At 51.8% G+C, this 14,323-nt stretch carries 14 protein-coding genes and 1 pseudogene; 6 read left to right on the forward strand and 9 right to left on the reverse strand.

All coding sequences use genetic code 11. The annotated features are described in order from the left end of the window. Positions 1-21 precede the first annotated feature (21 nt). Positions 22-1,197, forward strand: coding sequence for a hypothetical protein (locus tag FEJ81_RS20950; RefSeq protein WP_138247141.1), 1,176 nt, complete (start codon positions 22-24; stop codon positions 1,195-1,197). Positions 1,198-1,212: 15 nt separating this feature from the next. On the opposite strand, the gene FEJ81_RS20955 is transcribed toward FEJ81_RS20950, so the two are convergent. The 3 genes from FEJ81_RS20955 to FEJ81_RS20960 form a co-directional block, all read right to left on the reverse strand. Beyond that, positions 1,213-1,452, reverse strand: coding sequence for a hypothetical protein (locus tag FEJ81_RS20955; RefSeq protein WP_138247142.1), 240 nt, complete (start codon positions 1,450-1,452; stop codon positions 1,213-1,215). A 528-nt stretch (positions 1,453-1,980) separates the two neighbouring features. After that, positions 1,981-2,163: a hypothetical protein gene (locus FEJ81_RS24570; protein WP_463605665.1), complete on the reverse strand. Its 183-nt coding sequence runs from the start codon at positions 2,161-2,163 to the stop codon at positions 1,981-1,983. Between the two features lie 87 nt (positions 2,164-2,250). Continuing rightward, a complete protein-coding gene (locus tag FEJ81_RS20960) occupies positions 2,251-2,454 on the reverse strand; it encodes a hypothetical protein (protein ID WP_138247143.1) in 204 nt (67 codons plus the stop codon). 139 nt (positions 2,455-2,593) lie between these two features. Here FEJ81_RS20960 and FEJ81_RS20965 point away from each other — a divergent pair, with 139 nt between their 5' ends. After that, positions 2,594-2,842, forward strand: a complete 249-nt coding sequence (locus tag FEJ81_RS20965; protein ID WP_138247144.1) for a HalOD1 output domain-containing protein — start codon at positions 2,594-2,596, stop codon at positions 2,840-2,842. Positions 2,843-2,867: 25 nt separating this feature from the next. Here FEJ81_RS20965 and FEJ81_RS20970 read toward each other — a convergent pair whose 3' ends face one another. Beyond that, complete coding sequence (locus FEJ81_RS20970; protein WP_138247145.1) at positions 2,868-3,056, reverse strand: hypothetical protein; 189 nt, start codon at positions 3,054-3,056, stop codon at positions 2,868-2,870. 641 nt (positions 3,057-3,697) lie between these two features. Continuing rightward, a complete protein-coding gene (locus FEJ81_RS20975; protein ID WP_138247146.1) occupies positions 3,698-4,108 on the reverse strand; it encodes a BAR domain-containing protein in 411 nt (136 codons plus the stop codon). 275 nt (positions 4,109-4,383) lie between these two features. Here FEJ81_RS20975 and FEJ81_RS20980 point away from each other — a divergent pair, with 275 nt between their 5' ends. Next, positions 4,384-7,536: a hypothetical protein gene (locus FEJ81_RS20980; protein WP_138247147.1), complete on the forward strand. Its 3,153-nt coding sequence runs from the start codon at positions 4,384-4,386 to the stop codon at positions 7,534-7,536. A gap of 179 nt (positions 7,537-7,715) precedes the next feature. Here FEJ81_RS20980 and FEJ81_RS23505 read toward each other — a convergent pair whose 3' ends face one another. After that, the gene (locus FEJ81_RS23505; RefSeq protein WP_175416524.1) at positions 7,716-7,976 is read right to left on the reverse strand and encodes a hypothetical protein; all 261 of its coding nucleotides are present in this window, start codon (positions 7,974-7,976) and stop codon (positions 7,716-7,718) included. A 134-nt stretch (positions 7,977-8,110) separates the two neighbouring features. Here FEJ81_RS23505 and FEJ81_RS20985 point away from each other — a divergent pair, with 134 nt between their 5' ends. After that, entirely contained in the window at positions 8,111-9,118 is a 1,008-nt protein-coding gene (locus FEJ81_RS20985; protein ID WP_229504821.1) for a hypothetical protein, read from the forward strand. Here FEJ81_RS20985 and FEJ81_RS20990 read toward each other — a convergent pair. Further along, positions 9,062-10,396 carry a hypothetical protein gene (locus FEJ81_RS20990; RefSeq protein WP_138247148.1) on the reverse strand — a complete coding sequence of 445 codons (1,335 nt, stop codon included), beginning with the start codon at positions 10,394-10,396 and terminating at the stop codon, positions 9,062-9,064. The genes FEJ81_RS20985 and FEJ81_RS20990 overlap by 57 nt on opposite strands. 258 nt (positions 10,397-10,654) lie before the next feature. Between FEJ81_RS20990 and FEJ81_RS23960 the strand changes: the two are divergent. Further along, a pseudogene (locus FEJ81_RS23960) lies at positions 10,655-10,905 on the forward strand (DUF7692 domain-containing protein). Positions 10,906-11,058: 153 nt separating this feature from the next. Continuing rightward, complete coding sequence (locus tag FEJ81_RS21000; RefSeq protein WP_138247149.1) at positions 11,059-11,982, forward strand: transcription initiation factor IIB; 924 nt, start codon at positions 11,059-11,061, stop codon at positions 11,980-11,982. A gap of 144 nt (positions 11,983-12,126) precedes the next feature. Here the strand turns inward: FEJ81_RS21000 and FEJ81_RS21005 are convergent, their stop codons facing one another. Both FEJ81_RS21005 and FEJ81_RS21015 read right to left on the reverse strand, forming a co-directional pair. Then, positions 12,127-12,564 (reverse strand): hypothetical protein, encoded by a 438-nt coding sequence (locus FEJ81_RS21005; RefSeq protein ID WP_138247150.1) that lies wholly within the window; start codon positions 12,562-12,564, stop codon positions 12,127-12,129. Positions 12,565-13,589: 1,025 nt separating this feature from the next. After that, positions 13,590-13,826 carry a hypothetical protein gene (locus tag FEJ81_RS21015; RefSeq protein ID WP_138247151.1) on the reverse strand — a complete coding sequence of 79 codons (237 nt, stop codon included), beginning with the start codon at positions 13,824-13,826 and terminating at the stop codon, positions 13,590-13,592. Between the last annotated feature and the right edge of the window lie 497 nt (positions 13,827-14,323).

A 14,323-nucleotide genomic window follows, 5' to 3' on the forward strand; every position in this document is an offset into this window, starting at 1 on the left:
TGGAATACATACTCCCATGTAATGGTGAATACTCGGCTCGAAGCCGTACTCCTCGGGATTGGGGACGGCGCCAAACTCGAACAACTCGTCTCCGATCTCCTCCAACGAGAAGAGTATGACGTTGACCCCACCGGCACCCGCGGCCCCGACAACAAACGAGACGCCCTTCTTTACCGTGACAGCGAACAGGGCATCCTTCACTGCAGCATCGGCCAGGACCTGGAAGACAAACTCCACGACGACGCTCAGAAGGCGGCTGACCGCGACGAGGACTATGACTTCTTCATCTTCGCGACTACCCAGAATCCGGCCACCGTCAAACGGGACCGGCTCGAAAAGGACATCCACGACGAATACGGCTGGCAGACCACGATTTTGGACCTGCAACGGCTCAGAAACAAGCTGCGAGGAGACCCCGACAACCACGACCTGATCCGAAATCATCTCAACATTGATCCCAACTACGCCTTCCACGATCCGGCCGTTGACGCAGAAGAGTTCCACGAAGAACGAATCGAAGAACTGCAGAATCGCAGTGCGTATTACGGGTCAATCACCGACACCGATGCACGGAAACAGATACCTGATCCGCCTATTCTCGCCGTCCACATCATCCCCGCCGAAACGTTTGGCAACGACCATGACCGTATCGGAACGAACCTGCCAGAACCACCAGGGCTCACCCGGGGCGGCTACCCGAACTGGTACGGAGACTGCGTGCTCACCGGTAACAACGACGCTCTGAAAGGCGAACAACCGTTCACCCACTATAGCTGCTTCCACGAGGACGGGTGGGCCGAGGCCATAACCACCTACCTCATCCGTGATCCCGACGAACAGGAACTCAGAATTACTATCGACAAGAAAGTGAACACGTTCCTTGAGGACGCACTGGATTGGTACAGAGAGGTCGGTATCAGCCCACCGTTCACCATCTACGTGACCCTACTGGATGCGGCGGAGTACACGATGGGCGTCCCTAAACGGATGTGGACGCCGGATATGCATCGGAAGTTCAGAAGTGACGTGTTCACCTTCGGTGAGGTCCGTATCGACAGTTACGACGCTGACGTCCCACAGGTAATGCGAAAGCCCTTGTTCCGGCTGTGGAACCGGGCTGGTTTCCCGAAGTCCATCCACTACGATGAAATCGAGGAAGATGGCGACACCCGGTACGAGTGGAACCCCTATCGCTAACCGTTTCCTAGGTCCTTATGCAGCCATCTGCTGCCGAAGCTCCGACCGATACTCCTCCAGTTCATCTAGGTCGTCAATAATCCGGGACTGAATCGTCTCCTTGGACTCGATCGGCCACTGTCCTATGTTCACGGCCGCCAGAACTGAGACCACGCCATCTTCTCGTAGATCCTGTTCAGCATGTTTCAGCTGTTGGTACGCTGGTTCCGTGAACGAGTATTTCACCGCAGCTGCTGCTCGTCGAATGAAGCTCATAGCTCCTCATAGGGAGCTATCATTTTTACCAGTTTCGTGAATTAACCTTACTCGGTCGAACCTACTCCCAATGCCCAAAGCCCTAACCCCAGAAGCCCTCGTAACACTGAGCCACCACCAACGGCTGCCATCGACAATTCAATCAACGGCAATAGAACTCCGTACACGTCAAGAAGCAGGGAGAGTCCGCCACCGGCAGTAGTCAGCACAAGAAGCGTCGACACAAGTAACCGCTCAGTCTCAGTTGGATTCAATTCGTCTATCTCAGTACACACCGGCGTGATATAAAACCGATTCACAAACTGAATCATCCCCACAAGGGTGATCAGCGTCCCAAGAAGTACAAGCGCGTCAACGAGCAATCCAATCGGACTAGGAGTCGGACTCACCGTCCTTCTATTACACCAGTACAACACGGCGTGTCAAAATAATCATCACTGTTCAAATGTGTGATACGGAGGCTCATCCTCATCAGACCACAGTTCTATCAAATAACCTACCAATATCTGTCTAGAACCAGTAGATCCCTTATCGATAAAATACCCAGAACGATTCCCCGCACTCACAGCCCTTCTCTATGTAACGATCACCACTACGGTCTTTACGTGGTCCCTCCCCATATTCTGCCGTACTCGACTGATAGGAGTACCCATCCGGGATCGCGACGTCAACCACCTCTGGGCAATGAGGGCAGTTAACTTCTACCGTCATACTGCAACTAATGGGACCGAGCAAGTTAATTGTTACAGGACTCACATGTATACTGGAAGGACATAATCACGATATCGTGACAAACGACTACGGCGCACATGCCTCGATCCACTCGAACTCGCCGCCTGACACCAGTTCGGACAGCAACACCGTCACACACGCAATAACCATGATGAGGAAAACGGGTGTCGCGAACCGTTCCAAGAACACCGCGGAATCGGCCGCCGTCACACCCACGAAGTGCAGTGCCCAGAGGCCACCGAACAGCAACCCGGTAGAGACAGCGGACATCAGCAGCTGACAACGTAGTCCCCTTCTGCTATCGCTACCAACGATCTAGGTGAGAACCGTTTAAATAACTATCAGCAGACCGACCGTCTGATAGCATTAACCGGGCTCAGACCATAGAAGACCTGTAGAGACTGGGCCAATGCCCTACGAAACCAGTTTCGATCCGGACGGACCGGACGACCTCACCCTGGAAATCACATCCACTGTCTCTGCCTTGTCGAACCGACCGGTAGACCAGTTGCCGCAGCTGTACCCGGTGGTCGATCTGGAAGGTATTGAACAAACACTCTGCCGTAGAACAGCCGATACACAGGTCTTCACCTTCACCTACCACGACTACCTGATTACGGTCGGCGGTGACAGCACAATCACGTACCGGGAACAGTAAAAAGAGAAAGAAAGGGAAGGGGCGGTTACGCCTCGAGGACGCGGTGGTTCTTGACCGCACCATCCGGCCGATCCATCGGCTCCTCACCCTCCGGTTTCACGACGTAGCCCTCGAACCGGTTGTGCTGGAACCAGTCCACGTGCGTTGCCGGGTCCTGCTTGTTGTCCCACTCCGGCCGGAACCGTGATCGATCGACTGCCTCGAGGTAAACCAAGCGGGCAACACTCGACGGCCGACCCCTCAAGCAAGCAACATCAATTGCGCCGCGCCACCGATCCGCCCTCACCGGATCCGCACACACCACCCTCTCTCCTTCTCTTCTCATTTCTCGTTCATTCTCATTCCCTTCTCCCCTTCCATTTCCTCTCTTCCTTCTCTCCCCTTCTTATTGGACTCAGATAGAATTATGAGAGGCGATTAGCACATCTAAAGACGATTCTGAAGCCGTGAAACCGGAGAACGATAAGAATCGAGCAGAACAACGATAGCAGAGGATTGGAGAACGATTCTCGCTGAACCTTAGCGCGTTTCATGGCCACCGGAACCACCAGCACACTGCTTTTCGTTTTCGCCGATGAGAACAATTGATCGCAGCGGCTCCGTTGTAACCCTCAACCGTTGTTAGAACGACGTGCTGAATACAGAGGGTACATACAGCAAGGAGTCGCTGTTGGTTTCACGTAAGCAAAGATGAAAAACCAATAGTTAGGCGTTCCCATAGACCTTTTTGCTGGAATCGATTGCTGGCAAAAGTTAGATCAAAAGTCAGCATCCCACTTTGGGAGATCTTCGCTTTCCCGTTCTCTCGCCCGCGGACTCGTGTAACTCCGGGATTTCCTTGGCCTGCTCGCTCACTCACCCGTCCTGGCGGTAAAATGTGTACTCCTCGTGATCGATGACCACCGATGGGTCGAAGCCGGTTCCATCGACGGCGTCGACGAATTGCTTGGGGTAAATCCTCACTACCTCCGCCGGATCCCCGCCGGCGTCCTCAAGCATCTCCAGGGCGGCCGCATTGTCCGTCACGGTTGGCCGCTCGGCCTCCCACCTCTGTATGCCGGCCACGCTGTCTCCGACGTCCATCTCGTCATCTAACGCAGGTTCAATCACCTGCTTACGTGCTTCTTCAGCCACTTTCTCCAGATTGATAAGGGCATTCCGCATCTTAGCAAGCGCCTTGGCATTGCTCGTGTCTATGCCGTGATCAGCCACGGCCTCGGCATGGCGGGCCGCGTCTTGGAGCGTCCCTGGGTCGGGGCGTACCATTGTATCTCGACCATTGGGGAAGGTTCCGTGTATAGCTTTCTGCAATCTTGGCCAGTAAGTAGCTCGTCAACCGAGGTATCAGCTAAAACTTTGATGGCTACGCGCTGTGTATTCATCAAGATGTCAGAAAATACAATTAATGTGGTGTTTCTACTGGGCAGACTACCATACTATCCTATTAATCAATCTCCGGAACTGGGGGTTGTGAATCGGTAATCTGGAAGCAGTATTATACTAAGATATATCTTCAATAGGTGTCTTTACTCTGTCATAGCATGGAGCAAGAAGCGGACCATACAGTAACACAAGAAGAGCTTCTTCCGCTTATTCGTGACCGCGTGAATCAGACAAATGTGTTAGTCATCGGGGGTCCGAGGGTCGGTAAATCGACGCCATTTAAAGAATCTGATGAATTCGATTATTTCACTACTGACGTCGGGTCCGATATAAGTCAATCAAATAAGCCTGTGGTCATAGACAATCTGTATCAGAACTTCACAGAGGCTTCCAAGGAGGAATGGTCAACTCTTCTCGGACATCAAGAAGGATTATGCCTGATAGAGCGTCCAAGGCGTCTCAATTGGTTGTTGACTAATAGCGAATTTTCGGACGTGTTTGATCCGGATTTATTTGAAGTGGTATACGTTCGATATCGCCGGTCGAAGTTCTGCAACACGGGTGAGACATCTGTCGAAGATAAGGTCACGGAACTACTGGACGAACCAATATCAAATCGGGAGATTCAGAAGAAATTGGACAAACTTCGTTATACCTATTCCGGATTTCAGACCGAATCCTTCCCACTGGCGAGTTATGATTCCTATTTGCCATTCATAGTCGCTGAATCTCGTTTTTCATTCGAATCCGATCCTTCGCTGTTCGCAAATATAATCAAGCGAACAGGAATCAATCTAGGCGAGAATACTATCATATCCAATCTTCTCGGGTCTGCTGAGAAAGTCGCCGGGAAGGTCTTCAATTCGGATACAATCAATATCTCGCTTGGTGGACTCAGTACTAAAGCTGGGCTCGCACTCATACTCATCGGATGGTATTATCATAAGGAAAAAAGCAAGATGGAGGATGACACTCCGACTGCAGTACGCAACTTTCTTGAGCCGCTGACGAGTCAGTATATGCTCCCCCATACCCAGGAAGTGATTGAAGAAGAGTTAGAACTCCCACCTGGAACGCTGGAACGGGTTCACGCTCTGGTCTCCAGCGATGTTTTCGACCAACTGGCTAAACTCGATGCAGAAGATCTCGCCGACGTTTCTTCGTTAAGGTCAGACATACAACAGAACATGGATGAACTCGAAGAGTTCGAGTCACGACTAGATTCCCTTGAGGAGAACGTCGAGTTCTTCACGAGTACAGGGGTAGTCGACCTGGGGGGCTTAGTCAGGGGTGAAAAGCGTGCACAGCGTAAGAGGCTTTCAGACGCCAACATCCCTGCTGCAGAAAGAAACCGTGTTCTGGATGCAATCGGGTCATCCTCGTTACGGCCCTCTGAAGTTGAGAAGGTAACTGAATCACTGACTGCTTCAACTGAGGGATCGTCATGCCTAGTAGTGCACGGCCCTCGTGGGATTGGCAAGTCTTCGTTTTTGTACAGTGTTGGTGAATCACTGGCCGAAAACGGATTTGAAACAGGAGTAATCAACCCCAACGCTGACCCTGCGTTTATTGAGCAAAATCTTCGTGAACGTACTTCCGATGAGTCGAAACTCGCCATATTCTACAAATACGATCCTCAAGAAAAAAGTGCCACAGAGATACGACAGCTCTTCGGGAGTACCCTGGCACCATATTTTGACGCACTCATTATAGAGACAACCGACGAATATCTTCCACAGTTGGAGGCAACTTGGACCCAGAGTGGTGAAGGGGGCCAGGAACACAGTCGCGCCCAGTTCAAGGATATGGTGGAGAACACGGCTGTTGAGAACCCATACCGACTCACTCCCCTCCCAGATGATCAGGTCCAAACTATCATCAACTTGTTTGAATTAACTGATGAAGAACAACAGGACATAGTTCAGCAGGCCGAAGGTAATCCGCTTGTCGCCGTAGAGGCGGCGATACTATGTCGGCAAGGACAGGATCTGTCCGGACTGTCTCAACGAGATATTCTGACCGGGAGGCTGAGGAGGGCGATCGACCAGTTGAGTGGAGATGCCCCTGTTGACAGGATTACCATCGAAATGCTGCTTCTCTCATTAGCGAGCGTACGCCACGCGCCAGATCTGCCAACTCTTTTTGATATTGCGGATATTCCCGACCGCGCCCGCGGGTCATTAGAGAAGTTCGTCCGGATTGAGATGAGCGGTTACGTGGTGCAGCACAGCGAATACGATTATTGGAAACTCACGCCCGATGTATATATCGACATCATATTCCAAGAGTTTTGGTTCGACTCGGTCGTCACGGAGTCCACTCCCCGGCGAGAGACCCTTCTCAAAAATATCAATGAGTATCACCCTACGGCACTACAGACAGTAGCTAGGAACATGGGAACCGCCTGGCGAGCTGCTGAATCCGAATTCCGACAACAGAGAGCGTTGGAAATAATCGATCTGTCTGAACCGCTCTTCGCCCTTGCCGATGACAGAGGTATCAGAATGGATGTTCTAAACGAGCTTGTTTATGCCGGCGTTCCGGTCCCGACTGACAGTGCCGATGGAGACTTCATCTATATGCATGAAAGCTTCCGCGCTAAATTCACAACTACAGATCTCACGGAGGGAACTGTTCAGGATCGAGTTGATGTCCAGAGCAGAGTTGTGAATCTTCTCAGTCAGTGGATGGCCAACTATATCATATCAGAGCTAACTTTTGATCTCCCGGTGGACGCTGAGAGTTCTATTCAATACCTCCTGGAAATGATGGGCGAAATTGCGGATCAAATGGAAGCAGACACGCCTGAGTTCGACCGTGTGGTATTGTATACGAACGTTCTCAGCCACACGCTGGGTAATATCAGCGAAGATGTGAGTGCGGAACAGTATGGTCCATGGTTCGTACTCTTTGAGTCTATATTTGATGATCAGTTCGAATCAGACGCCAACGAAAGTGTCGACGATATAGTGATGGAAGGATTCTATAAAACAGTATATCACTTCGCTACTGATTCACAAGTTGCCGATGAGTACGGTATTCTACGTGCAATCGAAGACCGGATTGGAGAACGGTTTGGACATAAGGAAGTCTCGATTCAGAAAACACTCGAGTTCTATGTAAATATGCTCTTCCACATACACAATAATTCTGAACTAGATACCGATGACCCTTGGGTCAAGAATGCGGTTCGCCAGATGGATGACGTCGCGAGTGAATCCGAGTTTGAAACGAATGCGAGAGAAGCTCTACAGAATCAGCTCACAGAAATCTATGGAGAAGTGCCCTCAGAGATTCAGGTCTTGTTCTAATACATGAAGTAGAGCATTTACTGCAGTTCGTGACAGAGCAGCAAAGATCGCGGTATCAATGCGTTGTTTTATCGCCTCAAAATCCGCAGCAGTCGCGACCACATGCGTTTCTCGACTCTCTATGGACGCTTGCGGGTTTCAACAACGCCATCGTGGCCATACCGCCTCAATATCTCGTTCTACGTGAACTCCGATACCGGGACGAACTCCACCCGATCCGGCACACCATCGAACGCCTCCATGACCTGCTCACGCACCTGATACTTGACACTGTCTTCCAGGTACGCGACCCGCACTTGGTCCACACCGTAATCCAGACATTTCCTCACGTTTTCCACCTCGTGCCAAGCACTCCGTGCGACCTCGATCGCGACCGCTTCATCCCCGCGCTCCGCGTACACGTCGATCGACTCTTGCCCCACCGAATGCTCGGTCTCCACGTCAAAATCATCAGATTCGTAATACTGCTTAATCTGGTGTTGCCAGTACTGGTGCTCGATGCCACGGCGGCCGGTCTCCGCGATAGCGTATCCCTGCTCCTCGAGGACCTAATCGCCCAGCTGGACGAGACCGTATGTTCGGTGATGGCCGACGCTGGCCTTCCGGTTCACCCGCGGACGACGATCGTGGCGATGGGCATGGGCCGTTCGTTCCCGATGCCTACTTTAATCCGACCGAAGAGCAGGAAGTGAACATCGTCTCGCTGGACCTTACCCGGATACGCGAGACTCAGGAAAGCGTCGTCGTGAAACACCTCTCGGATGGGCTTTCGCCCGTCGAATGGGAAGCCCTCGAGACGTTAGTCACCGATGGAGGACAGGTGTCTCCCCAGAATATCGCTGAGGAACACGGCCGCCACGTCGATAGCGTGAGACGGGAGCTGAAACGGATTCCCGAGTTGGTCGAGTCCGAATACGGCTCGGTCTCGCTTCGATCGAACCACGTCGCCGAGATGGTCCACGACGCCGTTCAGCAGGCACGTGATGCGACTCACCGCGCCGTCGAGGCCGGAGCGAAGGCAATCGAGGCTGCCGAGCGCGGGATCGAGGAGACGACGAGCGCGCTGGTAGCGTGGTGTGCAAAACATGGCATCGACGTTGACGACCGACAGGAGGCTCGTGTCACACTCCGACTGCAGGGCGTCGAGAACGTGGAGGCTCGGTTGAAAGAGGCCTATCGGCTGTGGACGGACGCCGGAAAGGACCCGGCACGGTTCCGCTCGGCTCAGATCGACCTCGGTGAACGCGGCAAGAGCGCGGCTTGGCACTGGCTGTACCGGTCGATCGGCCAGTGGCAACGCTATTCTAATCCCCTTATTTCGTCGCTTTCAGCATGTGATAGCCCCGAATCTGTCCCCGATCGGCGCGCGCTGCGGGGTGGCCGGGGACGAGCCCTGGCCACATCATCAAAATACACTGCACTGCTCCGCATTAGCGAGACGGAGACGATATTTCTCTTACAAGAAGGGCAAAATTTTGGCAGCTATAAGATAGAGGTTATATATTGGGGATATATGCCATATTCATCATATTTTCGCATATCTATTTATGGCCATTCCGTCACGCTGCCACTCACGTATTGAATCCTGTATATCTGGAGGTAGTTCTTTGTATATTGGCTTCTCCCATACCTCATGCCAGTTATCATTGGTTAGACCATCAAGTATCGGTCCAGTCGGTATAGAGATAGTTTCTATTTCACACCAAGGAGATCGATAATTGTCCGCCAGTACTCGTGCCTCTACTTCATATTCTCGGTCATTCTTTTTGTCATTCCATATTATTTCTCGCCCATTCCATTGCTCTGTTTCTACAATAACGTCGTTTTTCTCTGCTTCTTCTTTCGGAACGAAAAACCGAGGATCAATGTCTCCACTATCGAAAATTGGCAAATATTCTAATGCGCCACTTGGTCCCTTCTCAGGTGATATAGAGGGATGATAGGCGAAATGGTCTCTTTCTATATTATCATAGGGATACTGGTATGTATTCACTATTCCCATGCCAGCGAAAAAACGTGTAGTTATGTACGTTTTGGAGAATGATACTTCATGGGATTGTCCTGGTAGAAGGTCATAATGTTGTGGAGAATCTGGAGTGACCCATCTACCGTAGAACGTATTATTATCGATTGGTATATCTAGAACTCGAAATTCGATCATCGCATCCTCTGCGGTTGCTGATCCGACATTTTCTAATTCTACAGTCTGAAACACTACGGGCCGGAGAATTGGTCCTCTCTTGATTAGCTGTAGTTCTACGCCTTCTTCAATTTCAAAAGTGAAGTTATCCGGGTTAAATTTTCCAGCCGCATCAGGGCCTGCTCGAATAGAACCTCTATTGAAAAAATCTTTTAATTCTTCCTTATGAAGTGGAACAGTGACAGGTATAACTGTGGAATTTACCTCTGACGTTATAAGAACAGAGGGTTGATCCAGAAATTCTGTGTATATGTAGTATACTGTTGCCGGTACGATTACAATTAGTCCACTGGAAAAACTGCTTGGCATTTCCTTGTATGTGTATATAATTAACACTAATGACAAGAACAGCATGACAAAAACTACTACAGATACATTTGATTTGCAAAAATTAATAGAACGAATTCGATAATCGGACAAAATATCAATAATCCTGTGGAAGATATCTATAGAGTGCACAAGGATCCCCCGTACTATGGTTGCCACAAGAATCCCAACCGGTACAATACCAGTCAGAATCAAGAGAGCAGACATATACAGTAAACGCGGTATCTCTGGCTCTAATATATACGCGCTAAGAAGAGAAACCCCCAATAAAAATGAACACAGTCCTCCCAAGATAACAGCTAGACGGTTCCATCTAATATTCTCCAGTGACATTATTAGGTGACTTGAAATACGGTCGTATAAGCTTACTCACTACTGCTGATCCTCTCCCCCTCCTGTGGGCTGTACGTCGACAGAATCCGTTTCCCGAATATGCACACGAGCCGCAACTCGTCGTGTGCATATCTCGAGTCAATCCATTGCTTTCGCCGCCATTCTTCTCTGGATAGCTAACACGTTCCGCCTATTTTGGGCCGAAATGGGCCGTTCAGTGAGCCGAAAACTAGGATTTCGGGGGTCGTGTGTACGAGTATGCGAATTAGGACCGACGGCGACTACGCATACCGACGAGATGCGATCGAACGAGCAGCTGACTTCTACGACTGCAACAAGACAAAAGCAGTGGTGAGTGCCTGCGACGACGTTCCGAAATTCGTTCAGGCTTCCCGCCAAGTCCTCGAGCGCAACGACCTCACGCTCGAGCAGCGCTGGGAGATTGCTATGAGTTGTCGACACGAGCGGTGACCGTCGAGGCAGTACCGATCGACACTGAGACTGAATGAGAGCTTCCTCTCAGCGCTGGCTGCGGGATCTGAGTAAGTGTCGCGCAAAGAGTCCGGTGTCTCGAGAAACACCGATCCTGACCGGTGTTAGAGTTGTGTTTATTGCCCCAGAAACGGCGAAGGGGCTGACAGTTGTCCTCTTCGGAGTTATCGATGGTAACAAGAGACATCTACACGACTGCGTTCGACCAAGACGTCCAAACGACTGCAACTGACTGCCCGGACTGTGGCGGCAGCGTTCGAACTACTGATCGTGAGACGATCTGCGAGGACTGTGACCTTATCCTCGAGGACACCCACCTAGACCGAGGACCAGACTGGGGTCGATATGACGAGCAGGGATCCAAGAGACGGACTGGCGCCCCGTTGACACCGACACGTCACGATCGCGGCCTCTCCACTGAGATTGGATACAAGCGAGACGGAAATGGAAACACCCTCTCGAGTACGAAGCGTCGACACCTGAACCGACTCCGTCGCGAACAGTCCCGTGCTCGGTGGCAGTCGAAAGCCGAACGGAACCTCGCCTACGGTCTCAGTGAAATCCGGCGGATCGTCGCGAGTCTCGGCCTCCCACAGAGTATCCGGGATCAGGCGTGTTCGCTGTTCCGAACAGCACAGTCCGAACAGCTCTGTCGCGGACGATCGCTCGAGGCGGTAGCCGCAGCCAGTGTCTACGCAACAGTTCGGTGTAACGGACTCGGACGATCACGGGCCGAAGTCACAGCCTGTGCACGCTGTGATCAGCAGAGACTCACCACTGCCTACAACGCGATGAACGTCGAACTCGAGTTACCGGCACAGCCGATTGCAGCAACGGATCGGATTCCGAGGCTTGCGACAGAACTCGAGGTTCCGGACCACGTGCGTCGACGAGCACTCGAGCTCGCACAGCAGGCACGCGAACGCGGACTGACGATCGGCTACCGGCCGAGTGGCGTCGCAGCGGGCTGTCTCTATCTCGCTGCCCAGGGCGTCGGCTTGTGTCTCTCGCAACAGCAGATCGCCGATATCGCAGGCACATCACCGAACACGCTCCGCAATCGGCGAGACGACTTACTCGAAATTGATACCTGAGCCAGATACAGCAAACCAGAGGGACGCTTGCAACCAGTAGTTGGTAGCGTGATTTCTTTATTCAGAAGTCCGGTTGAAGATGAGTTGGGTGATTCGGTAACTCTGTAGACGAATGTAGCAGACGGAGTTCATCGTTTTAGTCCATCATTGGTCCATCTGCTGAGAAAAACTCATCTCCCAGCGCAGTTCAATACCCCAGAGAAGACACCAAACCAGTACTGCTATGGAGAGTGTTAACAGCTGTACAATAGCATCGTATCTCAATGTCTCGATGAACTCTACTATCTCGATCAATTTGAGGAACCCAACGGTAAGGAGGCCAGAGTATACTGCCATCGGGTGTTTGAATTTATTTTCCTTCACGCACCAAATACCGAACAGAATGGCGGCCAATCCAGCGAATACACTACACAAAACAATTATTATAGCCATGCCCTCCCCGCCAGTCTGGGTTGTATTAGATCTCAGCCTATGCATTCTTGCGATAGTATCTATTCCTAACCATCCCCCAATTAGCAAGAGTGGGACACCAAGTAGTGCGATTATAACGCTAGGTATGTCATAGAAAATTAATGAACACATGAAGCGATGTCCTGCCCGTATAGGTAAATATTTTGTCGTACTGAACGATATCCGTTTCTCCTGTACGTAACGCGATTTTCGAGCGATCTTCTGAATAAAGAAAGCGTGCTACTAGCTACTGTAACGGAGTCGCTCGAGCGCTCCCTCGAGTGTGTCGGCAGCCTCGAGCGGCTCAGCGTCGTAATCAACGAGGTAGTTCGCTGCGAGCTGCCACGCTCGTCGTGAGATTCGGAATCGGCTCGCTCGTAGTAGACGCTGAACTCGGCCAGTGCGACGGCGACTAGGAGGTTCTCCTGTCGATCGGTAAGCATCGCCGGCGTTGGCCGTGGCTTCCTTGATAAAACTCAGGACCCAGTGAGTAGAAACTGGAGGGCAAGGGTGATGTCAGACAGGTGTTTGGCAACAACCGATTTCCTCGCCAGATCAACGCAGTTACTATCTCTTTATCAATCTCGTGGCCACTGTTCCGTATCCGATAGGCACTTTGAGAAGCGCCGGCCAGAGGCCGACGTTGGAACCTTCCTCCCTTGGTAGTGTGTCTGGTAGGTGGTGATTGGTCTGATATCGGGACCACTTGATGTTCGGTGAGCCGACCTCAGTATAGCGAGAGCGATGTCTCGGAGCGGATCTGGTGAATCGACGACCAGGTCCCTATCTCTCGCTATCAGAACCTCAATACTCTAACCAATTAATTCTATTGGCCACGTAGTGGGGGAACAGCGCTGTTACCGGGCAAAATAGTTGATCGCTTCGCTGTCTATTCGTCGGTCGCTGGCGGAATTTCTACATGGCCAGTGGGACGATTCTTGCTCACTCGGAATCGGGGCGGCGTTGATATAGGCCAAGGCGAACATATTCACTGTCGCGTTCCCCACCACGCGACACGGCATCAGCACCCGAACCCCAACCATGTCCCGTATCCGCCCGGCGGCCATCCCCCTTGGCCCATCCGGGCGGCCTTTTGAGGTCTTCTCGAGACAATCAGGCGCCGAGCGGGTGTGATCCCCAAAGCGAACGGATTGCGGTTAGGTATCAATTTTCGCTGAGCAGTCTGTGCAGTACCAGACCTCACCCCCACCCTCTGGGTCTGGATTATTCGTTGCCTCAAATTCGGAGACATCGTCTCCACACTCTTCGCAGACGTAATACTCAGTGAACCTCTGTGCTGTATAAGACATCACAGAGAGAATTAGAGCCGCAAATACCCCGAGTCCAAGCATCGCTAACAGCGCTCCTGTACTCATGGTAAATGAGGGTACCATCACACTCAGCACGCGAACACCCCAGGTGACCGTCCTGTTTGTTCAATCTTTGACTCGCCCATTTCTCAGCTAATCGTTATTCAGTATATATGTCTATTACGACTGTTCATTTACCGCACTCTTAGGATCCAATCTCGAGTGCGCCGACGGCCTCGGCGGGCCGACATCGTGATCAACAAGGCGATCGGCAGCCTGCTGCCACGCCCATTCGGCGAGTTCGGGATTGGCGTCTTCGTAGTGGACTGAGAACTCGGTCAGTGCGACTGCGACGAGGAGGTCCTCCTGTCGATCGGTAAGCATCGCCAGCGTTGGCCGCGGCTTCGTATTTAAAGAACAGTATGTAAAAAGCACCGTGTGGACCTCTGGTGGGTACGTGACGATGACCGTGCCTCTGACGTTGGATCGACTCGGGTTGTGGTGGGTCCGATGCCCCAGATCGGATGGATGTCATCGACAGCCCGCTTCCACCCCCAAGTAGATGATTCGGCCTGTCGGGA

This window comes from Natrinema versiforme, assembly GCF_005576615.1.
Classification (GTDB): Archaea; Halobacteriota; Halobacteria; order Halobacteriales; family Natrialbaceae; genus Natrinema; species Natrinema versiforme_A.

Excerpts from the sequence above, each read along its gene's own strand:
- FEJ81_RS20950 (WP_138247141.1), top strand. The coding sequence starts at position 22 with ATGGTGAATACTCGGCTCGAAGCCGTACTCCTCGGGATTGGGGACGGC.
- FEJ81_RS20955 (WP_138247142.1), bottom strand. The coding sequence starts at position 1,452 with ATGAGCTTCATTCGACGAGCAGCAGCTGCGGTGAAATACTCGTTCACG.
- FEJ81_RS24570 (WP_463605665.1), bottom strand. The coding sequence starts at position 2,163 with ATGACGGTAGAAGTTAACTGCCCTCATTGCCCAGAGGTGGTTGACGTC.
- FEJ81_RS20960 (WP_138247143.1), bottom strand. The coding sequence starts at position 2,454 with ATGTCCGCTGTCTCTACCGGGTTGCTGTTCGGTGGCCTCTGGGCACTG.
- FEJ81_RS20965 (WP_138247144.1), top strand. The coding sequence starts at position 2,594 with ATGCCCTACGAAACCAGTTTCGATCCGGACGGACCGGACGACCTCACC.
- FEJ81_RS20975 (WP_138247146.1), bottom strand. The coding sequence starts at position 4,108 with ATGGTACGCCCCGACCCAGGGACGCTCCAAGACGCGGCCCGCCATGCC.
- FEJ81_RS20980 (WP_138247147.1), top strand. The coding sequence starts at position 4,384 with ATGGAGCAAGAAGCGGACCATACAGTAACACAAGAAGAGCTTCTTCCG.
- FEJ81_RS20985 (WP_229504821.1), top strand. The coding sequence starts at position 8,111 with ATGTTCGGTGATGGCCGACGCTGGCCTTCCGGTTCACCCGCGGACGAC.
- FEJ81_RS20990 (WP_138247148.1), bottom strand. The coding sequence starts at position 10,396 with ATGTCACTGGAGAATATTAGATGGAACCGTCTAGCTGTTATCTTGGGA.
- FEJ81_RS21000 (WP_138247149.1), top strand. The coding sequence starts at position 11,059 with ATGGTAACAAGAGACATCTACACGACTGCGTTCGACCAAGACGTCCAA.
- FEJ81_RS21005 (WP_138247150.1), bottom strand. The coding sequence starts at position 12,564 with ATGTGTTCATTAATTTTCTATGACATACCTAGCGTTATAATCGCACTA.
- FEJ81_RS21015 (WP_138247151.1), bottom strand. The coding sequence starts at position 13,826 with ATGGTACCCTCATTTACCATGAGTACAGGAGCGCTGTTAGCGATGCTT.